Annotated in this window: 17 protein-coding genes and 1 pseudogene; 8 read left to right on the forward strand and 10 right to left on the reverse strand. The window is 73.6% G+C overall.

All coding sequences use genetic code 11. The features are described from left to right. Positions 1-17: 17 nt before the first annotated feature. The 3 genes from FB457_RS00255 to lon form a co-directional block, all read right to left on the reverse strand. Complete coding sequence (locus FB457_RS00255; RefSeq protein WP_145780392.1) at positions 18-1,055, reverse strand: hypothetical protein; 1,038 nt, start codon at positions 1,053-1,055, stop codon at positions 18-20. After that, positions 1,055-1,717, reverse strand: coding sequence for a hypothetical protein (locus FB457_RS00260; RefSeq protein WP_047018010.1), 663 nt, complete (start codon positions 1,715-1,717; stop codon positions 1,055-1,057). The genes FB457_RS00255 and FB457_RS00260 overlap by 1 nt, the downstream gene beginning before the upstream one ends. A 198-nt stretch (positions 1,718-1,915) precedes the next feature. Beyond that, positions 1,916-4,339 (reverse strand): endopeptidase La, encoded by a 2,424-nt coding sequence (gene lon, locus FB457_RS00265; protein WP_047018009.1) that lies wholly within the window; start codon positions 4,337-4,339, stop codon positions 1,916-1,918. Positions 4,340-4,447: 108 nt separating this feature from the next. Here lon and FB457_RS00270 point away from each other — a divergent pair, with 108 nt between their 5' ends. From FB457_RS00270 to FB457_RS35590, 6 genes and pseudogenes are all read left to right on the forward strand, one after another. Then, the gene (locus FB457_RS00270; protein ID WP_145780394.1) at positions 4,448-5,212 is read left to right on the forward strand and encodes a class I SAM-dependent methyltransferase; all 765 of its coding nucleotides are present in this window, start codon (positions 4,448-4,450) and stop codon (positions 5,210-5,212) included. A gap of 111 nt (positions 5,213-5,323) precedes the next feature. After that, positions 5,324-6,073 carry a response regulator transcription factor gene (locus FB457_RS00275; RefSeq protein ID WP_047018007.1) on the forward strand — a complete coding sequence of 250 codons (750 nt, stop codon included), beginning with the start codon at positions 5,324-5,326 and terminating at the stop codon, positions 6,071-6,073. Next, on the forward strand, positions 6,070-7,200 hold the full coding sequence (locus FB457_RS00280) for a sensor histidine kinase (RefSeq protein ID WP_145780396.1): 1,131 nt from the start codon (positions 6,070-6,072) through the stop codon (positions 7,198-7,200). Before FB457_RS00275 ends, FB457_RS00280 begins: the two co-directional genes overlap by 4 nt. Positions 7,201-7,503: 303 nt before the next feature. Continuing rightward, entirely contained in the window at positions 7,504-11,337 is a 3,834-nt protein-coding gene (locus FB457_RS00285; RefSeq protein WP_186461910.1) for a multifunctional oxoglutarate decarboxylase/oxoglutarate dehydrogenase thiamine pyrophosphate-binding subunit/dihydrolipoyllysine-residue succinyltransferase subunit, read from the forward strand. Between the two features lie 249 nt (positions 11,338-11,586). Then, positions 11,587-11,730, forward strand: a pseudogene (locus FB457_RS35780) (alpha/beta fold hydrolase); the annotation flags it as partial. A 149-nt stretch (positions 11,731-11,879) separates the two neighbouring features. Next, on the forward strand, positions 11,880-12,089 hold the full coding sequence (locus tag FB457_RS35590) for an alpha/beta fold hydrolase family protein (protein WP_222439481.1): 210 nt from the start codon (positions 11,880-11,882) through the stop codon (positions 12,087-12,089). Positions 12,090-12,110: 21 nt separating this feature from the next. On the opposite strand, the gene fxsT is transcribed toward FB457_RS35590, so the two are convergent. The 7 genes from fxsT to FB457_RS00325 all read right to left on the reverse strand — a co-directional run bounded on the left by fxsT (position 12,111) and on the right by FB457_RS00325 (position 24,423). Then, positions 12,111-15,065 carry an FxSxx-COOH system tetratricopeptide repeat protein gene (gene fxsT, locus FB457_RS00295; RefSeq protein WP_145780400.1) on the reverse strand — a complete coding sequence of 985 codons (2,955 nt, stop codon included), beginning with the start codon at positions 15,063-15,065 and terminating at the stop codon, positions 12,111-12,113. A gap of 66 nt (positions 15,066-15,131) precedes the next feature. Continuing rightward, positions 15,132-16,376, reverse strand: coding sequence for an FxsB family cyclophane-forming radical SAM/SPASM peptide maturase (locus FB457_RS00300; RefSeq protein WP_047018002.1), 1,245 nt, complete (start codon positions 16,374-16,376; stop codon positions 15,132-15,134). A gap of 201 nt (positions 16,377-16,577) precedes the next feature. Beyond that, positions 16,578-16,799 (reverse strand): hypothetical protein, encoded by a 222-nt coding sequence (locus FB457_RS00305; RefSeq protein ID WP_047018001.1) that lies wholly within the window; start codon positions 16,797-16,799, stop codon positions 16,578-16,580. A 66-nt stretch (positions 16,800-16,865) separates the two neighbouring features. Further along, on the reverse strand, positions 16,866-20,159 hold the full coding sequence (locus tag FB457_RS00310; RefSeq protein WP_486588917.1) for an SAV_2336 N-terminal domain-related protein: 3,294 nt from the start codon (positions 20,157-20,159) through the stop codon (positions 16,866-16,868). 5 nt (positions 20,160-20,164) lie between these two features. Further along, positions 20,165-21,214 (reverse strand): AAA family ATPase, encoded by a 1,050-nt coding sequence (locus tag FB457_RS00315; protein ID WP_047018000.1) that lies wholly within the window; start codon positions 21,212-21,214, stop codon positions 20,165-20,167. Between the two features lie 435 nt (positions 21,215-21,649). Beyond that, positions 21,650-23,872 (reverse strand): VMAP-C domain-containing protein, encoded by a 2,223-nt coding sequence (locus FB457_RS00320; protein WP_047017999.1) that lies wholly within the window; start codon positions 23,870-23,872, stop codon positions 21,650-21,652. Next, positions 23,869-24,423: a CU044_2847 family protein gene (locus FB457_RS00325; protein WP_047017998.1), complete on the reverse strand. Its 555-nt coding sequence runs from the start codon at positions 24,421-24,423 to the stop codon at positions 23,869-23,871. The genes FB457_RS00320 and FB457_RS00325 overlap by 4 nt, the downstream gene beginning before the upstream one ends. A gap of 148 nt (positions 24,424-24,571) precedes the next feature. Between FB457_RS00325 and FB457_RS00330 the strand changes: the two genes are divergently transcribed. Continuing rightward, positions 24,572-24,751 carry a DUF6104 family protein gene (locus FB457_RS00330; protein WP_047017997.1) on the forward strand — a complete coding sequence of 60 codons (180 nt, stop codon included), beginning with the start codon at positions 24,572-24,574 and terminating at the stop codon, positions 24,749-24,751. Positions 24,752-24,927: 176 nt separating this feature from the next. Continuing rightward, positions 24,928-25,830: a DUF4097 family beta strand repeat-containing protein gene (locus FB457_RS00335; protein WP_047017996.1), complete on the forward strand. Its 903-nt coding sequence runs from the start codon at positions 24,928-24,930 to the stop codon at positions 25,828-25,830.

Here is a 25,830-nt window from a genome sequence, read left to right on the forward strand (position 1 = left end):
CGGAAAGTGCGTTCCGGTCAGCGCACCACGGTCTGGATCTCCTCCACGGTCACGTCGTACGTGGTCTCGAAGACGCCGTCGGGCAGGTCGCCACCGGTACCGCCCGTGCCGGTCCAGTCGACCTCCCACGTGATCGACGCCTTCAGCCCGTACGACCCGCCCGCCGCCTCGCTGGATCGCCGGTAGGTGATCCCGCACGCCGGCACCGCGTCGGGCTCGCCCCGCCGGTAGCGTTCGCCGACGCTCCCGTCGTCGTCGATCGCGCACTCCCCGCCCTCGGGGTGGACCTCGGCGTCCTCCGTCCCCGGATCGAGCCGCAGGCTCGTGGGCGTGGCGGTGGTCTCGGCCCACAGCCCGGTGCCGGGGAGCTCCGCCCGCACCCGGACCTCGTCGAAGGCGGCGGGCTCCTGCCAGATCCAGGTGGGCAGGTTGACCTTCAGCCGGTCGTCCGCGGGCTGCATCTCGATCTCGGTGTCGGGCACCTTCACGGAGTCGTAGGCGTACTCGGCGAGCATCTCGGGGGTGATGGCCGTGGGCACGTCGGGTTCGGCGCCGTCGTCGGCCCAGAACATCAGTTGCTGGTCGCAGTCGCCGGCTTCGAGTTCGTCCTCCCGGTTGGGGTTGCGCACGGCGCGCCACCACATGCCCTTGCCCTGCTTGTCGAGGTTGTAGTTCTCGGGGTTTCCGTCGCCGCCGTCGCGGTAGTACTCGTGCATGAGGTCGACGCCCCACTGGAGGCGGCTGTTGACGGGGACGAGGTTGCCGTTCTCGATGGCGTTCACCGCCTGCTCCAGCTCCCGCGGAGAGGCGACGGGCTCGTGCCAGCAGGCGGGCGGCGTCCAGTTCGTGTCCACGGCGCTGATGGGCTGCCCACCCTGCCCGCCGCCCCCGGTCTGACGGACGACGACCTGGGTGGCGGTGGCACCGATGGTGCCGTCGTCCGGGTTCGAGTCGCCTTCCAGGCCGATGCCGTTCTGGGCGTACGCGCTCTGCATGCAGAACAGGAGCTGTGAGGCGGTGGCCAGCCCTAGGATCGCCAGCCTCACGGTCCTCATCAGGACAGTCCGCTCGCGTTGCACTCGTCCCGGTGATTGGTGACGTCGGCTGTCTGCCACGCGCCCTCGTCGTTCTTCTGCAGCGTCGTGCGGTACTCGACGTACTCGTACGGGTCCGACTGGGTCAGGACCTTGCCGGTTTCACGGTTCTTCTGGTCCACGTCGCGCTCGTCGGAGCAGAAGCGGAGAGTGGCGGTGAAGCCGTTGCCGGCGACTTTCACCTCCGGGTCGAAGAAGCGGAAGGTGCCCTCCACGGTGGCGTTGGCGTCCTTGAACTCGCCGATCCAGTCCTGCAGCGACGTCCACGCGCCGGTGCCCTTCATGTTGTAGAGCGGGATGTACTCGGAGTTCGGGTTGGGCGGGTCCTGGGTAATCGCCTCGTACGTAGCCCGCTGGCGCTGGGCACCGGAGTCCAGTACCGCCTGCTCCTCCGGGTCCTCCGACTCCCAGTCCTCGAAGACCAGTTCCACACTCTGCGGCAGCTTGATCTCCGGTGCGTCCGCGTCCCCTCCCGGCGCGGACGGCGACGCCGCCGGGCTGCTCTTCTCCGCACCCTCGATCTTGTCGTCCGACGACCCGGAGTCGTCGCCGCCGCAGGCGGAGACCAGCAGGGCCGCGGCGGCGACCGCCGCGAGGGTGGCTGAGCGGAATTGGCGGACCACGTCGACTCCAGTAGCGGTGAGGGCGCTTCGAGTGACAGGACGCTACCAAGGGGCGGACGGTTCCGTCAGGCTGCCCCGCGGGCCTTGCCGCAGCACGCCGAACGGCCCCTCCCGGGTGGGTGGTCGGGAGGGGCCGTGTCCGGGGGCAGGGGGCAGGGACAGGTGGTCCGGCGGTGAAGCCGTCAGGCCCTCCGGTCGTCAGGCCGCCACCGGGACCCCCGGCTGGGCCGTGGCGGCGGCCGGGGTCAGGGCCAGGTCCAGGACGTGGCGGACGTCGGAGACCGGGTGGACCTCCAGCTTCTCCAGCACCTCCGCCGGGACGTCGTCCAGGTCGGGCTCGTTCCGCTTCGGGATGATCACCGTGGTGACCCCCGCCCGGTGCGCCGCCAGCAGCTTCTGCTTCACGCCGCCGATCGGCAGCACCCGGCCCGTCAGCGACACCTCACCGGTCATCGCCACGTCCGTGCGCACCTGCCGGCCGCTCAGCAGCGACGCCAGCGCCGTCGTCATCGTGATGCCCGCGCTCGGGCCGTCCTTCGGGACCGCGCCCGCCGGCACGTGCAGGTGGATGCCCCGGTCCTTCAGGTCGGCCACCGGCAGTTCCAGCTCCGCGCCGCGCGAGCGCAGGAAGGAGAGCGCGATGTGCGCCGACTCCTTCATCACGTCGCCGAGCTGTCCCGTCAGGGTCAGGCCCGACGCGCCCGACTCGGGGTCGGCCAGCGACGCCTCGATGTAGAGGACGTCGCCGCCCGCGCCCGTCACCGCCAGGCCCGTCGCCACGCCCGGGACCGCCGTGCGGCGCTCCGCGGGGTCGGTGGCGGACTCCGGGGTGTGGTGCGGCCGGCCGATCAGCGGGCGGAGTGCGTCGACGCCGACCGTGTACGGCAGCTTCGCGTCGCCCAGTTCGTGCTGCGCCGCGATCTTGCGGAGCAGCCGGGCGAGGGCGCGCTCCAGGTTCCGTACGCCCGCCTCGCGGGTGTACTCGCCTGCCAGCTTCCGCAGGGCGTCGTCGTCGACGGCGACCTCGCCGGCTTCCAGGCCCGCGCGCTCCAGTTGCCGGGGCAGCAGGTGGTCGCGGGCGATGGTGACCTTCTCGTCCTCGGTGTAGCCGTCGAGGCGGACCAGTTCCATCCGGTCCAGCAGCGCCTCGGGGATGGCTTCGAGGACGTTCGCGGTGGCCAGGAAGACGACGTCGGACAGGTCCAGCTCGACTTCCAGGTAGTGGTCGCGGAACGTGTGGTTCTGCGCCGGGTCCAGGACTTCGAGCAGGGCCGCGGCCGGGTCGCCGCGGAAGTCGGAGCCGACCTTGTCGATCTCGTCCAGGAGGACGACCGGGTTCATCGAGCCGGCCTCCTTGATGGCGCGGACGACGCGGCCGGGCAGCGCGCCGACGTACGTGCGCCGGTGGCCGCGGATCTCCGCCTCGTCGCGGACGCCGCCGAGCGCGACCCGGACGAACTTGCGGCCCATGGCCCGCGCCACGGACTCGCCCAGGGACGTCTTGCCGACGCCGGGCGGGCCGACGAGTGCGAGCACGGCGCCGCCGCGGCGGCCGCCGACGAGGCCCAGGCCCCGGTCCGCGCGGCGCTTGCGCACCGCCAGGTACTCGGTGATGCGTTCCTTGACGTCCTCCAGGCCCGCGTGGTCGGCGTCCAGGATCTCCTTGGCGCCGGTGATGTCGTACGCGTCCTGGGTACGCTCGCTCCACGGCATCTCCAGGACGGTGTCGAGCCACGTCCTGATCCAGCCGCCCTCGGGCGAGGCGTCGGAGCTGCGCTCCAGCTTGCCGACTTCCTTCAGGGCCGCTTCGCGGACCTTCCCGGGCAGGTCGGCGGCCTCGACGCGGGCGCGGTAGTCGTCGGACTCCTCGCCCTCGGGCTCGCCGTTCAGCTCGCGCAGTTCCTTGCGCACGGCCTCGAGCTGGCGCCGCAGCAGGAACTCGCGCTGCTGTTTGTCGACGCCCTCCTGGACGTCCTTGGCGATGGATTCGGCGACGTCCTGCTCCGCCAGGTGCTCCTTCAGCCACTGGGTGGCGAGCTTGAGGCGGGCCACCGGGTCGGCGGTCTCCAGCAGCTCCACGCGCTGCTCGATGGTGAGGAACGGCGAGTATCCGGAGTTGTCGGCGAGCTGGCCGACGTCGTCGATCTGCTGCACGCGGTCGACGACCTGCCAGGCGCCGCGCTTGCGCAGCCAGTCGGTCGCGACCGCCTTGTACTCCTTCGTCAGCTCGGTGACGGCGCCGGGGACGGGGTCGGGGACGGATTCCTCGATCTCGGTGCCCTCCACCCACAGCGCGGCCCCGGGGCCGGTGGTGCCGGCGCCGATACGGATCCGGGCGACGCCGCGGATCAGCGCACCGGGGTCGCCGTCGGCCAGCCGGCCGACCTGCTCGACGCGGCCGAGGACGCCGGTGCCCACGTAGGTGCCGTCGACCCGCGGGACGAGCAGGACCCGGGGTTTGCGTCCGCTGCCGCGCGCCGCGGCCTGGGCGGCCTCGACCGCGGCCCGCACCTCGCCGTCGGAGAGGTCGAGCGGCACGACCATGCCGGGGAGCACGACCTCGTCATCGAGCGGCAGGACGGGCAGGGCCAGCGGCGTGCTGGAACCGGACTCAGTAGCCATTGATCTCCCCTTCGGCATGCAAGTTGAGTTACATGCGCTCAACCCGGAGGGGCGCCGGGATGTTCCCGGCGGTCTGTTCGCTGTCAGCGATCGGGCAGGATGGGGGCCATGAGCAGCGAGAACGACGCGGCCGGCGCGGTGACGGTCGACCGCAGGTCCGGCCCGTACGGGGAGGTCGTGCTGCGCCGGCACGGTCCGCACCACGAGATCATCGCGAACGGCGTCTTCCTCATGGACACCTCCGACGGCCGCTCCGAGCGGCTGCTGATCCGGGCCGCGTCCGGGGCGCTGGACCCGGCGGCGACGGCGCCCGCGGTGCTGATCGGCGGTCTCGGCGTGGGCTTCTCGCTCGCCGAGGCGGCGGCGGACCCGCGCTGGGGGCGGATCACGGTGGTCGAGCGCGAGCCGGCGGTCATCGAGTGGCACACCGGACCCGCGGCAGGCCAGGTACCCGCGGCCGGCCCGGAGTCCGGGGCCCCGCCCCTCGCGCACCTCAGCGGCGCGGCCCTCGCCGACCCCCGCGTCTCACTCGTCGAGGCCGACCTCCTCGACCACCTCGCCACCGCCCCGTACCGCTACGACGCGGTCTGCCTGGACATCGACAACGGACCCGACTGGACCGTCACCGAGGGCAACTCCGGCCTGTACGCGCCCGCCGGCCTCGCCGCCTGCCGGGACCGCCTCACCCCCGGCGGCGTCCTCGCCGTCTGGTCGGCCCGGCCCTCCCCCGCCTTCGAGGCCGCACTCCGCTCCGCCGGCTTCACGGCCGTACGCACCGAGGAGATCCCGGTACGCCGCGGCGCCCCCGACGCCGTCCACCTCGCCGTCCGCCCGCCGGACGACGAGGTGGACGGCGAGGCGGGCGGCGCGTAGGGAACCCCGGGCGGGGGCTCTCCGTTCCGTAGCCGAGGCGTGTCGCCTCCCCATACGCTGCTAGCTGAACCGGAGGGCCTACGGGGAAGAGACGGCGAGGGCCACGAACACATGGCAGACAGACAGGGCCTGAACGGCCGCGCCGACCACGCGGCCGCAGTGACGCCCGGTGCCCAGCGCAGGGTGCTGGTCGTGGAGGACGACCCGACCATCGGGCAGGCGATATCGGCGCGGCTGCGCGCCGAGGGCTTCCAGGTGCGTACGGCAGGGGACGGCCCGGCCGCGGTGGCGACCGCCGCGGAGTGGGCGCCCGACCTGCTCGTACTCGACGTGATGCTGCCCGGCTTCGACGGGCTGGAGGTGTGCCGCCGGGTGCAGGCCCAGCGGCTCGTGCCGGTGCTGATGCTGACCGCGCGGGACGACGAGACGGACATGCTCGTCGGCCTCGGCGTCGGCGCCGACGACTACATGACCAAGCCCTTCTCCATGCGTGAGCTGGCCGCGCGGGTGCACGTGCTGCTGCGCCGCGTGGAGCGGGCCACGCTGGCGGCGGGCGCGGCACGGGACGACACGCTGCGCCTGGGCGAGCTGGAGATCGACCACACCGAGCGGCGGGTGCGGGTCGGCGGGGACGACGTGCATCTGACACCGACGGAGTTCGAGCTGCTGGCGTGCCTGGCCAACCAGCCGCGGGCGGTGCTCTCCCGCGAGCAGCTCCTCGTGGAGGTCTGGGAGTGGGAGGACGCGTCGGGGACGCGGACGGTCGACAGCCACATCAAGGCGCTGCGCCGCAAGATAGGCGCGGAGCGGATCCGTACGGTGCACGGCGTGGGGTACGCGCTGGAGACCCCCGTCACATGACGGTGCCGGACGGCGGCGGGGAGCCGGGCTTCTGGGGCCGGGTGTGGGACGCGCTGCGCCCGCTGGACCCGGTGCGGTCGGTGAACGCGGCGCTGGGCGCGCTGGTCATCGGCTCGGTGGTGATCGCCACCGGGCTGGTGTGGGTGGCGATCCGCTCCTCCACCGAGGTCCGGCTCATCACGGTCTTCTCGCTCATCGCCTCGCTGCTGATCACGCAGTTCGTGGGGCAGCGGCTGACGTCGCCGCTGGTGCAGATGACCGCGGTCACCCGGGCCATGGCGCACGGCGACTACACCGCCCGGCTGGCGACCCGCCGCCGGGACGAGTTCGGCGAGCTGGCGCAGACGTTCAACCGGATGGCGGCCGACCTGCAGTCCGTCGACCGGCACCGCAAGGAGCTGGTCGCCAACGTCTCGCACGAGCTGCGCACCCCGATCGCCGCGCTGCGCGCGGTGCTGGAGAACGTGGTCGACGGCGTCTCCGAGGCCGATCCGGACACGATGCGCACCGCGCTGCGCCAGACGGAGCGGCTGGGCCGGCTGGTGGAGCAGTTGCTGGACCTGTCGCGGATCGACAGCGGGGTGGTGCCGCTGCGGCTGCGGCGGTTCGCGGTGGAGCCGTATCTCGCGGGCGTGCTGAAGGAGGCGCACTTCGGCACCGGCGCGCACGGCACGGCGGGCGCGCCGGAGGGGGACGGCGACGTCCCCGGCCCCCGCGGGCGGGGCGACGTCCGGCTGCACCTGGACGTCTCGCCGCCGGAGCTGTCCGTACGGGCCGACCCGGAGCGGCTGCACCAGGTGATGGCGAATCTGATCGACAACGCCGTGAAGCACAGCCCGCCCGGCGGCCGGGTCACCGTGCGCGCCCGTGCCGGCGCGCAGCCGGACGCGCTGGAGGTGGAGGTGCTCGACGAGGGCCCGGGCATCCCCGCGGCCGAGCGGCACCGGGTCTTCGAGCGCTTCAACCGCGGCCGGGAGAACGGGGTGCTCGGCGGCCACGGGGCGGACGGCGGCGGCACGGGGCTGGGGCTGGCCATCGCGCGCTGGGCGGTGGATCTGCACGGCGGCCGGATCGGGGTGGCCGAATCACCCCGTGGCTGCCGGATCAAGCTCACTCTTCCGGGTTAACGCTCGTTCGGCACTTGACCTACACTTGACCTTGGCCGGGCGCGGTAACGGATCCGCAACGGCGGCCGAGCAGCCGGTGAACGGCCCGGTACGAGGACGGGACGCGGCGCCAGCACCTCGATGCTCCCATGCCGCACGCAGGCAAACTCTCAGTATTTCCCGCCAATTCCGGGGTCCAAACCACGTTCGCATTGTGACTTACGCGACCTCCGGCGGGTGCGGCCTGCACGTTCCTGCTCCAGGGGCGTAGCCTTGTTTTCCGCTGTCCATCACCTTGTGAAGCGGAAGAGGGCGGTTGCCGCCGTGTCGTCACAGTCCCCTAAGAGCAGCTCGTCGAGCGTCCGTACCGAAGAGCCCAGCCAGGGCCGGGACCCTGCTGCCGCCTTCGGTCCCAACGAGTGGCTCGTCGACGAGATCTACCAGCAGTACCTCCAGGACCCCAACTCGGTGGACCGGGCCTGGTGGGACTTCTTCGCCGACTACAAGCCGGGCACCGCCGGCGGGAACCAGGGGGCGGCGACGCAGACGGCGCAGCCCCCGCCCGCCGCACCCCCGGCCCCCGCCCAGGCGGCCCCCGCGGCCCAAGCGGCTCCGGCCCAGGCCCCCGCCGCGCCGCCGCAGCAGGCCCCCGCGCCCGCCGCGCCGCCGGCCGTCGACGGCCGGCCCGTGGCCCGGCCGCCGGCCAGGCCCGCGGCCGCCGCGCCCGCCGAGCCCGCGGCCAAGCCGGCGAAGCCCGCCACCCCGGCGCCCGCCGCCGCACCCGAGGGCCCCGAGCTGGTCACCCTCCGGGGCCCCGCCGCCGCCGTCGCCAAGAACATGAACGCCTCCCTGGAGCTGCCGACGGCCACCTCGGTCCGCGCGGTCCCGGTGAAGCTCCTCTTCGACAACCGCATCGTCATCAACAACCACCTGAAGCGCGCCCGCGGCGGGAAGGTCTCCTTCACGCACCTCATCGGGTACGCGATGGTCCAGGCGATGAAGCTGATGCCGTCGATGAACCACTCCTTCGCGGAGAAGGACGGCAAGCCCACCCTGGTCAAGCCCGAGCACGTCAACCTCGGCCTGGCCATCGACCTGGTGAAGCCCAACGGCGACCGCCAGCTCGTCGTCGCGGCCATCAGGAAGGCCGAGACGCTCAACTTCTTCGAGTTCTGGCAGGCGTACGAGGACATCGTCCGCCGCGCCCGGTCCAACAAGCTCACCATGGACGACTTCACCGGGGTGACGTGCTCGCTCACCAACCCCGGCGGCATCGGCACCGTGCACTCCGTGCCCCGGCTGATGCCCGGCCAGTCCATGATCCTCGGCGTCGGCGCGATGGACTACCCCGCCGAGTTCCAGGGCACCTCCCAGGACACGCTGAACAAGCTGGGCGTCTCCAAGGTCATGACGCTCACCTCGACGTACGACCACCGCGTCATCCAGGGCGCCGCCTCCGGCGAGTTCCTGCGGATCATGCACCAGTTGCTGCTGGGCGAGAACGACTTCTACGACGAGGTCTTCAAGTCCCTGCGCATCCCGTACGAGCCGGTGCGCTGGCTCCGCGACATCGACGCCAGCCACGACGACGACGTCACCAAGGCCGCCCGGGTCTTCGACCTGATCCACTCCTACCGGGTCCGCGGCCACGTCATGGCCGACACCGACCCGCTGGAGTACAAGCAGCGCAAGCACCCCGACCTCGACGTCACCGAGCACGGCCTGACGCTCTGGGACCTGGAGCGGGAGTTCGCCGTCGGCGGCTTCGCCGGCAAGTCGATGATGAAGCTGCGCGACATCCTCGGCGTACTGCGGGACTCGTACTGCCGCACCACCGGCATCGAGTACATGCACATCCAGGATCCGAAGGAGCGCAAGTGGATCCAGGAGCGCGTGGAGCGCCCGCATGACACCCCGGAGCGCGAGGAGCAACTGCGCATCCTGCGCCGGCTGAACGCCGCGGAGGCGTTCGAGACGTTCCTGCAGACGAAGTACGTCGGCCAGAAGCGCTTCTCGCTGGAGGGCGGCGAGTCCGTCATCCCGCTGCTGGACGCGGTCATCGACGCCGCCGCCGAGTCCCGCCTCGACGAGGTCGTCATCGGCATGGCGCACCGCGGCCGGCTCAACGTGCTGGCGAACATCGTCGGCAAGTCGTACGCGCAGATCTTCCGCGAGTTCGAGGGCAACCTCGACCCGAAGTCGATGCACGGCTCCGGCGACGTGAAGTACCACCTGGGCACGGAGGGCACGTTCACCGGCCTGGACGGCGAGCAGATCAAGGTCTCGCTCACCGCCAACCCGTCCCACCTGGAGGCCGTCGACCCGGTCCTGGAGGGCGTGGTCCGCGCCAAGCAGGACATCATCGGCAAGGGCGGCACCGACTTCACCGTGCTGCCGCTGGCGCTCCACGGCGACGCCGCGTTCGCCGGCCAGGGCGTGGTGGCCGAGACGCTCAACATGTCGCAGTTGCGCGGCTACCGCTGCGGCGGCACGGTGCACGTCGTCATCAACAACCAGGTCGGCTTCACCGCCCCGCCGGAGTCCGCGCGTTCCTCGATGTACGCCACGGACGTGGCCCGCATGATCGAGGCGCCGATCTTCCACGTCAACGGCGACGACCCCGAGGCCGTCGTGCGCGTCGCGCGGCTGGCCTTCGAGTACCGCCAGGCGTTCAACAAGGACGTGGTCATCGACCTCATCTGCTACCGCCGCCGCGGGCACAACGAGGGCGACAACCCGCAGTTCACCAACCCGCAGATGGTCGAGCTGATCGACAAGAAGCGCTCGGTGCGCAAGCTCTACACCGAGTCGCTCATCGGCCGCGGCGACATCACCATGGAAGAGGCCGAGCAGGCGCTGCAGGACTTCCAGGGCCAGTTGGAGAAGGTCTTCACCGAGGTACGGGACGCCACCGAGACGCCCGCGCCGGCCGAGGTGCCGCCGCACGCGCTGCCCGGCTTCCCGGTCGCCGTGGAGACGGCCGTCTCCGAGGAGGTCGTCAAGCGGATCGCCGACTCCCAGGTCAGCCTCCCCGACCAGGTGTCGGTGCACCCGCGGCTGCTGCCGCAGTTGCAGCGCCGGGTGGCGATGGTCGAGGACAACACGATCGACTGGGGCATGGGCGAGACGCTGGCGTTCGGCTCGCTGCTGATGGAGGGCACCCCGGTCCGGCTCGCCGGCCAGGACTCCCGCCGCGGCACGTTCGGCCAGCGGCACGCGGTGCTCGTCGACCAGAAGACCGGCGAGGACTACACCCCGCTCAACTACCTCGCCCCCGACCAGGCCCGCTACAACGTCTACGACTCGCTGCTCAGCGAGTACGCGGCGATGGGCTTCGAGTACGGCTACTCGCTGGCCCGCCCGGACTCCCTGGTGCTCTGGGAGGCCCAGTTCGGCGACTTCGTCAACGGCGCGCAGACCGTCGTCGACGAGTTCATCTCCTCCGCCGAGCAGAAGTGGGGCCAGTCCTCCGGCGTCGTGCTGCTGCTGCCGCACGGCTACGAGGGCCAGGGCCCGGACCACTCCTCGGCCCGTATCGAGCGGTTCCTGCAGCTCTCCGCGCAGAACAACATGACCGTCGCGATGCCCACCCTGCCCTCAAGCTACTTCCACCTGCTGCGCTGGCAGGTCCACAACCCGCACCACAAGCCGCTGGTGGTCTTCACCCCGAAGTCCATGCTGCGGATGAAGGCGGCGGCGTCGCGGACGGACGAGTTCACCTCCGGCGGCTTCCGGCCGGTCATCGGCGACGACTCGGTCGAGCCGGCGGCGGTCCGCAAGGTCGTCTTCTGCTCCGGCAAGGTCTACTACGACCTCGACGCCGAGCGGCAGAAGCGCGGCGCGCAGGACACCGCGATCGTCCGGCTGGAGCGGCTGTACCCGCTGCCCGGCACGGAGATCCAGGCGGAGCTGGCGCGCTACAGCGGCGCTTCGACGTTCGTCTGGGCCCAGGAGGAGCCGGCCAACCAGGGCGCGTGGCCGTTCATCGCGCTCAACCTGGTCGACCACCTGGACCTGATCATCGGCTCCGGGCCGGTGCCGAACGCCGACCGGCTGCGCCGGGTCTCGCGCCCGTCGTCGTCGTCCCCCGCGGTCGGCTCGGCCAAGCGCCACCAGGCGGAGCACGCCCAGTTGATGGCCGAGGTCTTCGACCTCTGAGTCCCGCGGTGGTACGGGCCCGGCGGCCCCGGTTCCGTACCACCGCGCAGAAGGGCCCCGCGCGCTGCGCGGGGCCCATCTCGTCTGCGCGGATCCGCCTGCCGCGCGGCTCGCCCGGGGCCGATGACGCCACTTCGCCACGCGCAAGGCGGGTGCGGGAACCCCGGCAGGTCACACGAGCGGACCAATCCGCCGAGCGACGCGCCCGGCGGAAGCGACGGTGCCCGCGGGCCCGCGTACGTCCGCCCCATGGCCCCCTTTTCGCCCCGCGAAGCGCACGTGAACGCAGAGGTCGTCGAGTACGTGCGGTCCGGCGACGGACCGACGCTGGTGCTGCTCCACGGCTACCCCCAGACCTGGTGCGAGTACCGGGCGGTCATCCCCGGGCTGGCGGAACACTTCACCGTGATCGTGCCGTCGTTGCGTGGCGCGGGAGCGAGTGCGCCCGCGGGCGGCTACGACAAGGGGACGATGCCCGGTGCCTCGCGGAACCGGACCATCTGCGGGCCAGCTTCGAGTGGTTCAGGACCCTGGCCCAGGACGTGGCCGCCAACCGCGCCTTCGCCGTACGGCCGCCGGCCATGCCGGTGCTCGCCGTCGGCGCCGAGAACAGCCTCGGCCAGACCGTGTCCGACCAGGTACGCCGGTACGCGACCGACGTCAGGGGCGAGGTCGTCGCAGACAGCGGTCACTGGATCTTCGAGGAGCGTCCCGGGGAGATGACCCGCCTGCTGCTCGACTTCCTGCGCTGAGCGGGCCGATACTCCCCTGTCCTACGTGGGCTGCGGCTCGAAGTCCCAGTACGGGCGCTCCCGGCGGCGCGACGCCAGGGTGTGCGGGTGGTCGACGCCGAGCGTGTCGCTGAGGTTCTGCATCGCCTCCCGCTCCACCTTCTTCGCCTCCTGCGAGCGGCGCAGCGACCGCAGGTCGTCCGCGAGCGCCATCATCGCCGACAGCGCCATAGGGTGCCGGGCGCCGAGGACTTCCTTGACGGTGTCGACCGTCTGCCGGCTCAGCTCCTCGGCGTGGTCGGGGGCGTCCAGCCGGTTGCGGGCGGCGGCCGCGTTCAGCGCGCAGCCCAGCGTCCACGGGTGCGCGGGGCCGACGGCCGCGGTCATCCGGGTGAGCGCCAGCTCGGCGATCTCGGAGGCCACCTGCCAGTCGCCGGTGGGCCACAGGGCCAGCCCGACGTTGCCGAGGGTGCCGGCGGTGTACGGGTGCTGCTCGCCGAGCATCGCCTCGTACCGCCGGTTGACGGACTCGGCCAGCTCCCGGGCCCGGTGCAGGTCGCGGTGCTCGCGCAGGAAGGTGGCGTAGTCGGCCTCGACCATCAGGGTCTCCGGGTGCCGGGGGCCCTGGACCTGGGTGAAGCGCTCGACCACGGACTCCATGGCGCGGTCGGCCTCGGCGAGCTTGCCGAGGCGGCGCAGGCACAGCGCGAGGTTGTGCTCGGCGCGCAGCGTCTGCGGGTTGTGCTCGCCCATGATCTGGCGGTGCAGCGCGGCGTTGCGCTGCTGCCGGGAGTGGGCCTCCTCGTAGTGGCCGAGGAGGCGGAGCATCCAGGCGTAGCGCGTGCCGGAGGCCATCGTCTGGTGGTGGCGCGTGCGGAGCCGCCGCTCCCGCTCGACCAGCAGGACGCGGTAGATCTCCAGCGCGTCCTGGTACCGGCCGAGCAGGGCGAGGGCGGAGGCGAGGTTGCTCCGCAGCGACATGGTGCGGGGATGGTCGGCGCCGAGGAGGCCGGCGTACTTCTGCCGGATGTCCTCGAAGACCCGGCGCGCCACCTCGTACTCGCCGAGGCCCAGCAGCGCGCCGCCCAGGCCGTTCCTGGCCATCAGCAGGTCGGGGTCCTCCTCGTCGCGCACCGGGCTCAGCACGTCCACCAGCCGACGGCCGACGGCCTCGGACTCGCGGAAGCGGCCGAGGTTGCGCAGCGCCTCAGCGTGCCGGTGCACCAAGGTGATCATCGAGCTGTGCGTGGGTGCGAGCCGGATGGTCCACGGGGCGAGCGTCAGCTCGCACATCTTCAGGGCGGCGCGGTACTCGCCGCGCTGGAGCAGGTAGTCGATGCAGTTGAGGACCAGCTCCTGCACCGCCGGTTCGGCGCTCTCCAGCGCGCCGGCCGACTCCAGATGGGGCAGCAGCTCGGCGTACCTCCCCCACTCCCGGGTGTCCGTGGGACGGCGGGGGTCGGCCGCCGCGAGGATCCGGCAGGCGGTCGCCGACATCGCCTCCCGCTCGTCCTCGGGGAGATCACTCCGCAGGAAGCGGTGGTAGAGACGGTGCATTTGAACCTTTTCGACCTCGGTCTCCGGCGAAGGCTCGGTGAGGTAGTCGATCGTCACCGCGGTGGATTCCGACAGGCGGCGCAGGGCGGAGTGCCAGCTGATGGGATCGCCGGCCAGCTCCGCCAGATGGCTCGGCAACTGGTCGCTGCGCTCGACGATGCGGGACACCGGAATGCTGTCCGGGGAGAAGCACGCGAAGAGGTTGAGCATCGCCGCCGCGGCCGGCGTCTTCTCGCGCATCCCGTTCAGCGTTATCGACCAGCTCGTCAGGAAGCCCATGGGGTAGTCGGAGCCGATGCTGATGCCGAACTTGCCGGGCTCCTTCTCGCGCAGCAGCTCGATGTAGTCGGCCGGGGCCATCGTGCTGGAGTCGAGCCACGCCGCCGTCTGGCTCAGCACCAACGGCAGGTCCTGCACGGCCTCGGCCAGTCCGTCCGCCTCGGTCTCGGTGAGCCGGGGCGCGCGGCGGCGCGCGAAGGCGGTGCTCTCCGCCCGGGTGAAGTGCGGGACCTCGATCTCCTCGGCGCCGCCGCTGACGGCCCAGTCCCGGGTGCGGGTCGTGATGAGCACGTGCCCGTCGCCCTCGGGGATGATGTCGTCGATCAGCTCCATCTCGTCGGCGCTGTCGAAGACCACCAGCCAGCGGCGGTACGGGCGGCCGGAGCGCAGTGCGTCGCGGACCCGGCGGAGCCGGTCGCCGATGTTGCTGCCGACCGGGAGGTTCAGCCGTACGGAGAGGTCGGCGAGCTGCTCGCGGGCGGTCATGCGGTAGCTGGCGTTGACGAACCAGACGACGTCGTAGTCGTTGCCGAACCGGTGGGTGTACTCGACGGCGATCTGGCTCTTGCCGACGCCGGAGATGCCGGACAGCGCGATCCTGGCGCCCTGGCCGGCGGCGGAGAGCGTGCCGTGGAGCTGTTCCAGGATGTCGTCGCGGCCGGTGAAGCGGTAGTTGCGGCGGGGGGTGTTGAAGACTACGGGCGGGTCGTTGGGGAACCGCGGGGCGCGCTCCGGCTCGCGGTCCGGGCGCACCGGCGCCTCCGGGTCGATGCCGAGCCGGGTGAGGACGCGGCGCCTGGCTTCGACGGTGCCGAGATCGCGGAGGTCCACGGGCGCCAGGGCCGCGGCGGCGACCGGCATGTCGGTGGCCACGCTGGCGGCGGCGAACCGGTGCCCGTGCTGTGGGATGATCGTCCGCAGGGCTTCGTTCCACTCGTCCTCGCCGCGCGGACCGAGGCCGAAGAACCAGTCGTCGAGCACCAGCAGGATGCGGTCGGGCGCCGCCAATAACCCCGCCAGCTCGTCGGCGAGCGGGCGCCCGGCCTCCGGACTCCAGCGCAGCATCGAGGTGGGCTGTCCGAGCAACTCCAGCTGATGGGCGATCCAGGCCGCCCAGGGCCGGTTGAAGCCCGCGTAACTGATGCTGATGGGCTTGGCCATACGACCGTCTCCCTCCCGTGCCGAGGCAGGCCGTCCTCGTGGCACAGTACCCCATCTGGTGGCCCGTCAGCTCACGCACGGCGGGCCCGCCGTCACCTTCCGCTGCCCCGCGACCGCGGCCGCCAGACGGTGAGCGACGTGCCTGATGAGCCGCTCCAGATCGGCGCAGTACACGGAGGGGTTGCGGAACCCCTCGCCGGCCCGGAAGCGGTGCGCGTAGTTGCCCCCGCCGCACACCCCGACGACCGCGCAGCTCCGGCACTGCGCGGACAGCGCCCGCAGGCCCAGTTGCCGGGCGGCGATGCCCGGGTGGTTGAGCGCCTCGTCGAAGGAGTTGCGGAAGACGTCGAGACCGGTGCCGGCCGCGTCCTCGTATACGGACTTGAGCGAGTCGATCTGCTCGATGGCGCCGTCGGTCTCGACCACGAGCGCCGTGACCGGCGAGAGGCCCACGGACTCGGTGCCGCTCGGCCGGCCCAGCAGCAGCCCGAGGATCTCGGTGAACATCCGCACCCGGGGCGACGGCCGGGGCAGGTTCCACCACAGGTCGAAGACCTCGCAGAGCCAGTCGCCGTACGGGGTGGGGCCGCGGCCCGGCACCGGGGCGGGCGGCGCCGACCAGTTGGCGTGCGGTAGCAGAAAGTCGATGACCGGCGGATCCAGGGCGCACAACGAGTCCAGCACCGCGCCCGGCGAGGCGGTGACGTCGACCGTGCACAGGATGCCGCCGTAGCTCTCGGGATGCCGGCGCAGGAGCCGGGCCGCGCGCTCCAGGGCGGGCCAGGCGGGCCTCCCGGCGTGGTCGACGCGGCGGCTGTTCAGCTCGGACGTACCGCCGTCGGCGCTGAGGCCGACGCGGATGCCGCCGGCGGCGAGCGTCTCCAGCGCGGACTCGGTGAGCAGCGTGCCGTTGGTCTGCACGCCGGCGACGACGGCGCATCCGGCCGGCAGCGCCGCGCGCACCACCGTCGTCTGCCGGACCAGCGAGGCCGCGCCGGCGAGCAGAGGTTCGCCGCCGTGCAGCACGAGGTGGATCCGACGCAGCCCGTGGGCGCGTACGTGCTGAGCGATGCGCTGGGCGGTGCGGCGGGTGACCGCCTCCGGCATCAGGGCAGGGCGCCCCCGCCAGCCGCTGTCCGCGCCGTGGTACACGTAGCAGTAGGTGCAGGAGAGGTTGCAGCGGCTGTGCACCTTCAGGATGAACTGCCGGAACGGCACCGCCCGCACCCCGGCGGCGCGAAGCCGGTCGACGTCCAGTAGCCGACCGGGCCAGGGCGCCTCCTCCTCCGCGCCCGTGCCTCCGTAGTCCATGCGACTCCCCGGTCCCCCCGAGTCCGGACGGTGACGACCCACCGCCCCTGAATGCATGGCGCATTAGTCATATAGGTGAAACCCGGCAGCAGCCCAACTGACTGTTTCTGTACGGAATCTGCCGCAATCCGGCCGCCCGGCTTCGTCGGCGGGCTTCAGGTGGAGTCGGCCGGAGCATGCGCGGTGACGTCGGTCGGCCGGTCAACCGCCGTCGCCGGGTTTGCCGCCGTTCTCGAAGTAGGCTGCGGCATCGTTGTCGGACGGCCAGTTGCGGAGCAGGTGGGCGACGGCTCCCGCGAGTACCGGCGGCTCGCCTCGGGCGGCCACCGCGTACACGTCGACGTCGCTGAAGTCGGGCAGACGGACGGCCGAGCCTGCGGCTGACGGTATCCCGTCCGGCTTCGCCGACAGGGGGTTCTCCACGCTGTTCTCCTCCGGAAGGGTGTGAGAGTCCTTCCCCGAACAGTCGTGCAGCAAAACGGAGGCGGGTCAGCCGCCGGCTTCGAGGGCGCGGATCTGCTCACGGGTCACCAGCGCCCCCTCGCTCTCCGTCTGCTCCGCGCGGCTCCACTGCTCCCAGGCGTCCCGGTACGCCCTGAGCGCCACCGCGCGCCCCGCGGTCGGCTCCAGCATCTGCCCGCGCCGGTGGTGCGCGCGGGCGGCTTCCTCCGCGTCGCCCGCCTCCTCGGCCAGCATCGCCGCGCGCCGGTAGCAGTCCGCCGCCCGCTCCTGCCGCTGCCGGAACTCGGTCCTTATGTCGATGAGGAGCTGCACGTCACCCAGCTCCAGCCACGCCTGCGCGCGCACCCGTGCGGGCGCGTCGTCCTCCCGCGCGGCCCGGTCGAGCACCCACTCCGCCTCGTACAGGTCGGTGCGGGTGCCGGACGCCTCGTAGCGCAACCGCAGGGCCCGGCCGAAGAGCAACTGCCGCCGCGGCAGGTCCGGATGGCGCTGCGGCGTCTCCGCCAGCACCTCGCGCAGCACCGGCACCGCCCGGCCGCGCAGCCCGGCGTCCTCCGGGGCCAGCCGGCCGCGGCGCAGCAGCAGCTCGCCGTGCTCGGTCAGGACCTCGCCGTAGAGCGCCGCGCCGGGCGGCAGCAGCGCCAGCGCGTCCGTCAGCCAGCCGTCGGCCTCGACCAGCAGCTCGGCGCCGCCGCCGCGGGTGAACTCCGCGATCCGCACCCGGGCCTTGCGGCGCAGGCTCTCGGCCTGGAGCCGGTAGTCGTCGAGCGCGGCGGCCAGCCGCCCGGCGCGGTCGAGCGCGGCGAGCGCGCGGGCGGCGCCCGCGTCGCCGGCCGCGGTGGTGTTCGCCTCCGCCAGGTCGAGCAGCGCCTCGCACTCCTGGCGCCGCAGCTCCGGGCCGCCCTCCATGCGCAGCAGGTCGACGCCGGTACGCAGGTCGGCCGCGGCGCGCAGCCCGTACGCCCGCGTCTCGTCCACCGTGTGCTCCGCCTGGGCGCGGCCCAGGGTGACCCGGCCGCGGGCGAGGAAGAGCCGCGCGGGCACCAGCTCTTCGTCGGGCCAGCCGGCCAGCAGCTCGTCTATCGTCTCCTCGGCCTCGTGCAGCGCCGCGCCGTCGCCGGTGAGGGAGTGCAGCCGGCGCAGCACCTCGGCGAGGAGGCCGCCGCGCTCGCGGCGGGCGGCGTGGGTGGTGGCCAGGGCGCGGCTGTCGCGCAGTTGGGCGGCGGAGGCGCGGAGCGCCGCCACGGCCTGTTCGTGCTCGCCGTCGGCGACGCGCTCGCGGGCCACCTCCCACATCACCTCGGCGTACGTGAGCCGCTCGCGCAGCGGCGGCGCCCCCGCCGCCGGCACGCCTCCGCCTGCCGGCGCTCCCGGGCCGTCCGCGGCCAGGGCGCTGCGGGCCCACTGCTCCGCCTCCGCCAGCGCGTCCGGCTCGCGCAGCCGCTGCCAGTGCAGCAGCAGCGCCCGGGCCAGCAGCCCCTGCTGCGCGGTGTCCCGCTCCTCGACGACGGCGCGGCGCAGGGCCCGTACGGCGTCCAGCAGGTCGCGGACGCTGCGGGTCTCCTCGTACTGCCGCAGCAGCTCCGCGCCGCCCGCCGCGGCCGGTCCGCGGTAGGCGGGCTGGAAGGCGCGCAGCACCTGCTCGGAGACGCGCGCGAACTGGTCGGGGACCTTGGCGCCGCCGAGGTCGGGCTCGCGGTCCTCACCGGAGAGGTACGCGACCGCGACGGCGGGGAAGTTGCGCGCGCCCTGCCCGAAGGTCCGCTCGATGTAGAGCGAGCAGTGCTTGAGCACGAGCGCCGCCTCGCCGTGGCTGAGCCGGCGCAGCAGCAGCTCGCGCACGCCGGGGCGGAAGTCGAACCACGGGTCGTCGCCCACGGGTTCGCGCGCCGGCTCACGCCCCGCTCCGCGCGCCGGGTCGCGCGCCACGACCAGCTCGCTGAGGAGGATCTCGGCGGTCTCCGCGGGCCCGGTGTCGGGGAACAGCGCGCGCTGCACCAGCCGGATGACGGGCAGGACGAGCGGCACGGCGGCCAGGTGGATGGCCAGCAGCCGGGCCGCGGGCGAGGCCGTCGCGTCGAACGCGGCGAGCGTGGCCGCCGGATCGGGGCGTACGTCCGCGGGGCGGGCCACCGCGGCCGGCGCGGCGGTGTGGTCGCGGCGCACCCAGCCGGCGGCGCCGGGCAGCGACAGCCCCTCGCCGGCGGCCAGCAGCCGGGCCCAGGTGCCGACGGCGGCGGGCTCGGGCGCGAGCACGGGCAGCGCGCGGGCGCCGGCCGGGGGCACGTCGCCGCGGGTGCCGGGGCGGAACTCCAGCGTCGGGTACGGTCCCGGGTGCCGGACGAGGAGCCCGGGCAGCGCGGCGAACGGCATCTCCCGCCACCGCCGGTGCGGCAGCGGCTGGACGACGGCGACGGGGGCGGTGCCGAGCCAGCCGTGCAGCATCCGCTGCATCCGGCCGTCGTGCCACATCGGGCCCGCGCAGTCGCTGAGCACGAGCGTCAGCCGGCGCCCGCCGGGGTCGTGCAGCTGGCCGGCGTCCTGGAGCATCGAAGGCCGCCCCGCCTCGCCCGTGCAGCCGACGCCGCCGTCCGGCAGCGGGTGCAGGCGGTGCACGGTGACGTCACGGAACGCGCCGGAGCGCTCGGCGACCGTACGCAGGTCCTCCAGCAGCCGGCTCCACACCTCCATGGCGGGCGAGGCGTCCATGAGCAGTTGGAGCGTGGCGCGCCGCCGGGGCGTCCGCAGCACGGGGATGACCAGGTCGGCCCGCGCGCTCAGCTCCGCGGTCTCCTCCTCGTCCAGCTCGCCGGGCGCCACGGCCGCGACCCGCGGCTGGTAGCGCCGCAGCGGGCGCAGCGCGCGCTGCAGGGGCACCAGGGCGGGCAGCGCCGCGGGCTCCGGCACGCCGACGCGGCCGACCTGCCGGTAGGCGGGGGTGTCCACGGCGTCGGGCATGGGCGTACGCGGTAGCAGTCCCGGTCCGGCCGCCAGTCCCACGCGCCGCTCGGGCGCGGCCCGCGCCCCCGCGCCCGTCCCGTCGGTGCCGTCGCCGTCGCCCCCGGCGGGCGCGGAACCGGAGTCGTCTGCAGCGTCGGCGGCTTCGGGAAATGTGGCTGATTCCATGCGGTTCGCCGGCCCCGGTGCGTCGGCGCGCGCCTCGGCGCCGCCGACCGCCTCCGCGCTGCGCGCCAGCTCCTCCGCGAACCACAGGACGTCGGCGAGGCCGCGGGCGTCCGGCGGCAGCCCGGCCGCCAGGAGCCGGCCCACCAGCTCCTCGGCCTTCCCCTGCCCGCCCGCAGCAGCCCCGCGCCCGGCCATCGTGCTCACCGCGGCCTGTTGATGGGCCGCATCAGCTCCTCGGTCACGCGCCGGGCGGAGCCGTCCGCCTGGTCCCAATCGGCCTGCCGGGTCAGCTCGATGGCGTTCAGCAGTTGATCCACGGCCCGTACGTCGCCGGGGCCCGCGGCCAGGAAGCGGTCGATCAGCTCCGTGAACCGCTCGTCGTCGCCCTCGGGGAAGTGCGCCCGGACCATCCCCGTCAGCCGCGCCCGGTCCGGCACCGGCAGTTGCAGCTCGATGCAGCGGCGGCGCAGCGGCGCCGGGAACTCGCGCTCGCCGTTGCTGGTGAGCACGATGAACGGGAAGGCGCCGCAGCGGACCCGGCCGCCGCGCACGGGCACTTTCGTACCGTCGTCGCTGAGCACCTCGACGACCGGCGCGCGGTCGGCGATCCGCTCCAGCTCGGGGATCGTGAACTCGCCCTCCTCCAGCACGTGGAGGAGGTCGTTCGGCAGGTCGATGTCGCTCTTGTCCAGCTCGTCGACGAGCAGCACGCGCGGGCGCGCGGAGGGCAGCAGCGCGGTGCCCAGCGGCCCGAGGCGGATGTAGCGCCCGATGCCGCCGCCGGGCTCCTCGGCGGCGCCCTCCGCGCCGGAGGCGCCGGCGGTGTCGGCCCGGCGAGCGGCGCGGTCGAGCTGGGCGTCCTGGAGGCGGCCGATCGCGTCGTAGGCGTACAGGCCGTCGCGCAGGGTGCTGCGGCTGACGATGGGCCAGGTCAGGACCCGGCCGAGGCCCAGCTCGTACGCCACGGAATGCGCGAGCGTGCTCTTGCCGCTGCCTGCCTGCCCGGTGACGAGCAGCGGGCGGCGCAGATACAGCGCGGCGTTGACCATCTCGCACTCGCGGGTGCTGGGCCGGTGGTGGCTGGCCTCGCGGCGCCGCTGGCCGAGTCTGCGCTCGGAGGAGGGCTCCAGCGCGGCCGGCGGAGGCACCGGTGGACCGCCGTCGAATTCTCGCCACGGAGGCGGTGCCGGCAGTCTCTCCATGCCTTCGTGGGGGGCGCCGGTGCCTCGGTAGATGAGCCACTCGCTCACGTCGTAACCCCTTTGTCGCCGACCGGGCAGCGGGCTTGCCCCACTGTCTGCCCGGCGACGGACGAGGGCAACCCTCACGGGGGTAAGAGGCTAGCCAAGAGCGCTGACGCCGGGTGCCGAATCGGCCAATCCGCGTGGTGGCGGGCCCGTTTCGTCCAACTGCGCAACCGGTGCGCGAGGTTCGTCTGGGACGCCCCCGGACGCCCGCGCACCGTTCACCCGTTCACCGGCCCGCTCACCCATTCACCACCACCCGTACGCCGTTCACGCCCCCTGCGGCAGGGCGCACCGGCGTGCTGGTCCGGGCCCGCGTAAGTCGCCCCACGCGCCACACCTGTCACGACAGCACCCGAGAGGTGCCGATCACGTCGTCCGCGCACCAGCGCCGACTCGGCCACATCGCGCCGAGCCCCGCGACCGCTCCTCCACCGCCGCTCAACCACCCGCGCCGATCGTGTCGTCCGCGTCGTCGTAGAAGAGGATCACGTCCGCCGCACACCCGCGCCCGGCCTCCAGCGCCTCCCGGCGTACCTCGTGCAACCGCTCCGGCAGATCGCGCACGACCGTTCCTGCACCGTCCGCCAGCAGCGCCGCCAGCTCCTCGTGGTACGCCGCGCACTCCTCGCCGCACTCCTCGTCCCGGTGGCCCCCCGCGCGCCACAGCGCGACCGCCGTGCCCTCGTCGAGCAACTGCCCCACGACCGCCGCCCGCCCGCTGCCGTCGCCCAGCGCGTGGCAGAAGACCGGCACCCCGCCGTCGCCCGCCCCGCGCCCCCAACCCGGCGGCGCGGCCCGTACCAGCCGCTGCCGCGGCGCCCGGCTCATCCGCCGCCACCGGTCGCGCCACAGCGGCTCCGGCTCAGGACCGGCCCGCGCCGCGTCCCGGTGCACCACCGGCCGCACCGTGCCCGCCGGCGGCCGGGCCGCGGTCGCCCGGCCGGACGCCGGCAGCTCCCAGCGGTACGTGGGGTGCGCCTGTCGCTCCTCCGGCAGCGCCACCTCCAGCCGCACCCGCGTCTGCGCCTCCGCGTCGGCCCCGAGCAACTGCGGCGCCAGCGCCTGGAGCACCTGCGCCTCTGCCTCCTCGAACGAGCCCCCGGCGTACGACTGGTCGAGCGCGACGTGCTCCCACTCCCCCTTGCCGTAGCCGCGCCGCACCGTCCAGTTGTAGCGGGGCACGGATCCCGCGGCGGGGTCGAGGAACGGCAGCTTGTCGAACGTGACGAGGACGCTCACCGGCGCCCGCCGCACCGCGCGGATCTCCTGCCGCTGGCGCGGCGGCAGCTCGCCCGCGCGCTCCGCGACCCATGATTCGAGGGACTCGACGGCCGTACGCGACCCCACGCCCTCCCCCGCGCCGATCCCGGCGGCGGCCTCGCGGGCCACGAGCTTCAGGTACAGCAGCATGTCGCGCAGCGCGCGCTCCGGCGCGGCGTGCCGGTGCAGCAGCCCGTGGCCGTCGCGCCAGTCGCGCAGCCGCCGGGCGCCGAGCGGGCGGCCCTGGATGTCGAGCACCTGGTGCACCAGCCGCTCGACGACCTCCGGGTCGCGCGGCGCGGGCAGGTCGGCGAGGCGCCACAGCGCGCTCAGCCGGTCGAGCGCGCCCCAGGCGCCGAACCGCGCCGGGCCCAGCGCGCGCTGCAGGTCGGTCCAGGAGGTGCGTTCGTCGTCGATGCCGTGGTGGCGGTGCCAGTGCCAGGCGTCGTGCAGCCGCATCAGCTCGCGGTACGGCTCGGGGCCCAGGCCCGTCGCGCCGGGCAGCAGGTGCTCGGGCGAGAGCGCGTGGAGTTCGTCGAGGGACACGGCGGTGCCGCCGCCGGTGCCGCTGCGGTAGCGGGCCTTGACGACGCCGACGACCTCGCCGCGGCCCAGGTGCAGTACGGGCCCGCCGGAGGCGCCCCGGCGGATCGGGGTGGGGGTGCCGAGCAGGATCTGCTGCCCGTTGCGCCCGGCGAACTCGGCGCTGAGCAGCGCCGCGTCGACGTCCTCGCCGCTCCCGGCGGCGCGCCCGTGGGCGCTGAGGAGGACGGCCTGGTCGAGGAAGTCGTCGTAGCGGTCGCCGAGCCAGACGGGCTCGCTGTCCGCGGGGGGCCGGGCGGGGTGCCCGCGGTCAGCCACGGGCTGCGCGCCGGAGCGGGCGCCGGGCAGGGCGCCGGGCTGACCACCCGGCTGAAGGCCCGTCTGCGCACCGGACAGGGCCGCGTACGGGAGCCCGTACCGCGCTTCGCCGCCCGGGGCACCCGTGCCCACCCCTTCGGCCCGCAGCGGCAACAGCCGTACCAGGGCCAGGTCCGGCCCCACCTGCATCACCGCTTCCGCGAACGTCTCGTCCCGTACCTCCGGGTCGCGGCCCATCCGCGCGGCGGTGCCGTCCGGCGACGGCATGCTGTACTCCACCCGCCCCGGCACCGTACGCCCGCCCACGACCACGCCGATCAGCTCGCCCGGCGCCGTACCGCGCCGCCAGCCGTCGGGGTGAACGAAGACGTGCGCGCAGGTGAGCACCCACTCTGGCGCGACGAGGAACCCGCTGCCCCACAGCGACCCGTCGTCGGCACCGGGCGCCGCCCGGATGTCGACCGTCGCCGCGGCGGCCAGTTTGCAGAGCTGGTAACGCGCGTACTCCGCGGCCTCGCTGCTCTCGATCGGAACCCTCATACCGGTGCAGACGCCGAGGAAGACGTGCCGGATGCACCAGATGCAGCCGTATCGGACGAGGCGGTCGATGCGGCAGGGGGCTCGGCTCCGGAGGGGCCGGCCGGGCGCGAACCGGGCTGCCAGGTCAGGGTGACCGAGAGCTGGGCCGTGGTGTTCGCGTCGGCGAGCAGCGCGATCGCCTTCCCCGTCCCCGCGGAGATCTCCACGCCGAACGTCACGCTCACCTCGTCCGGCGCGGCGGCCGCGGCGGCGGCCCGTACGGAGGCGGCCACTCCGCCGACGAGGGGCGTGAGCCCGGCGACCCGGGAGGCCAGCCGGCCCCAGTCGGCGACGGGTTCGAGGTCGGCATCGTCGTCGCCGTCCGCGATGCCCCCGCCGGCGCCCCCTCCGGCACCGGGTCCGCCGTCCGGCCCGGCACCCCGGCCGGCACCCGCGGGCGCCGGCACCCCGGCCCGCGTCCCCGCCGCGACCCGCTCGTCGAGCGGCGTCGCCCGGACCCACACCTCGGTGCCGTCCGGCAGAGTCACGCGCTGCGGCAGGTTGCTGCTCATCCGGTTCCCCCGACTACGCTCGGTGCCCAATGCACCGACATTAGTCCGCGGACCGCCGCCCCGCGACGGTACCCGCGGCTGTCCGCCTGTCATCCGCCGCGGTGAGCGATACTGAACCGGTCACTTCCCCCCTTCCGGAGCACCCACCATGTACTTCACCGACCGCGGCATCGAGGAACTGGAGAAGCGGCGCGGCGAGGAGGAGGTCACCTTCGAGTGGCTGGCCGAGCAGCTGCGCACCTTCGTCGACCTGAACCCGGAATTCGAGATCCCGGTCGAACGCCTGGCCACCTGGCTGGCCCGCCTCGACGACGAGGACGAGGAGTAGGCACAGCAGCAGCCCCCACCCTCACAACCCGCCGAACACGACCCCTGCCACGTCCACCCCGCTTCCCGGGGTTCACGCTTGACTTCCGCACACCGCGATATATCGTGTCTTGGCGTAGACGCGATATGTTGCGTTGAGTGTGAGCGCTCGCCAGAGCCCGAGTCAGGAGGCGGTGGATGTCGGTGCAGCTTGTGGCCGATCCGCAGACCCTCGCTTTCGAGGAGCCGGTCACGGCCCTGAAGGTGCGGATCGTCAACGGAGCCGTGCACGTCGTCGGGACCCACGACGATGCCGGACGGCCGGGTGCGGCGCGCCTGGAGGTCAGTGAGATCGAGGGCCCGCCGCTGCGCGTCTCGCTGGAGAACGGCGAGCTGACGGTCGCGTACGAGGACCTGCCCTGGCGCGGCTTCCTGAAGTGGCTCGACCGCAAGGGCTGGCGCCGCCGCGTCGTCGTCTCCCTCGCCGTGCCGGCCACCGCCCGCGTCGAGGTCGGCGTCGTCGGCGCCGACGCCGTCGTCTCCGGCATCGCGGGCCGTACGGACGTACGCGGTGTCAGCGGCGGCGCCACCCTCGTCGGGCTCTCCGGCCCGGTCCGCGCCGACACGGTCTCGGGGGAGCTGGAGGCACAGGCCCTCGAGGGCGACCTGCGCTACAACTCCGTCTCCGGCCCCCTCACCCTCATCGACGGCGCCGGCGGCAGTGTCCAGGCCGACACCGTCAGCGGCGACATGGTCATCGACCTCTCCCCCGCCGCCCGCGCCGCGGACGTCCGGGTCAACACAGTCTCCGGCGAGATCGCCGTACGGCTGCCCGAGGAGCCGGACGTCGAGGTGCACGCGAGCACGACGAGCGGCGCGGTCTCCAACGCCTTCCCGGCGTTGGACGTCAGCGGCCAGTGGGGCGCGAAGTCCGTCGACGGCCGCCTGGGGGCGGGCAAGGGCTCGCTGAAGGTGACCACCGTCTCGGGCGGCCTCGCCCTGCTCCGCCGCCCGGAGGGTGTGGACGACGAACCGGAGGACGCGCCGCCGGGCGCGGGCCCGGCCGACTCCGCCGGCCCCTCCGACAAGAAGGTGCTCTGA

The organism is Streptomyces sp. CNZ287 (genome assembly GCF_007827615.1).

Bases quoted from the DNA above. Each gene is read 5' to 3' on its own strand.
- FB457_RS00275 (WP_047018007.1), top strand. From the start codon at position 5,324: ATGGCAGACAGACAGGGCCTGAACGGCCGCGCCGACCACGCGGCCGCA.
- FB457_RS00280 (WP_145780396.1), top strand. From the start codon at position 6,070: ATGACGGTGCCGGACGGCGGCGGGGAGCCGGGCTTCTGGGGCCGGGTG.
- FB457_RS00330 (WP_047017997.1), top strand. From the start codon at position 24,572: ATGTACTTCACCGACCGCGGCATCGAGGAACTGGAGAAGCGGCGCGGC.
- FB457_RS00300 (WP_047018002.1), bottom strand. From the start codon at position 16,376: ATGGACTACGGAGGCACGGGCGCGGAGGAGGAGGCGCCCTGGCCCGGT.
- lon (WP_047018009.1), bottom strand. From the start codon at position 4,339: ATGGCTACTGAGTCCGGTTCCAGCACGCCGCTGGCCCTGCCCGTCCTG.
- FB457_RS00255 (WP_145780392.1), bottom strand. From the start codon at position 1,055: ATGAGGACCGTGAGGCTGGCGATCCTAGGGCTGGCCACCGCCTCACAG.
- FB457_RS00320 (WP_047017999.1), bottom strand. From the start codon at position 23,872: ATGAGGGTTCCGATCGAGAGCAGCGAGGCCGCGGAGTACGCGCGTTAC.
- fxsT (WP_145780400.1), bottom strand. From the start codon at position 15,065: ATGGCCAAGCCCATCAGCATCAGTTACGCGGGCTTCAACCGGCCCTGG.
- FB457_RS00310 (WP_486588917.1), bottom strand. From the start codon at position 20,159: ATGGCCGGGCGCGGGGCTGCTGCGGGCGGGCAGGGGAAGGCCGAGGAG.
- FB457_RS00270 (WP_145780394.1), top strand. From the start codon at position 4,448: ATGAGCAGCGAGAACGACGCGGCCGGCGCGGTGACGGTCGACCGCAGG.
- FB457_RS00325 (WP_047017998.1), bottom strand. From the start codon at position 24,423: ATGAGCAGCAACCTGCCGCAGCGCGTGACTCTGCCGGACGGCACCGAG.
- FB457_RS00335 (WP_047017996.1), top strand. From the start codon at position 24,928: ATGTCGGTGCAGCTTGTGGCCGATCCGCAGACCCTCGCTTTCGAGGAG.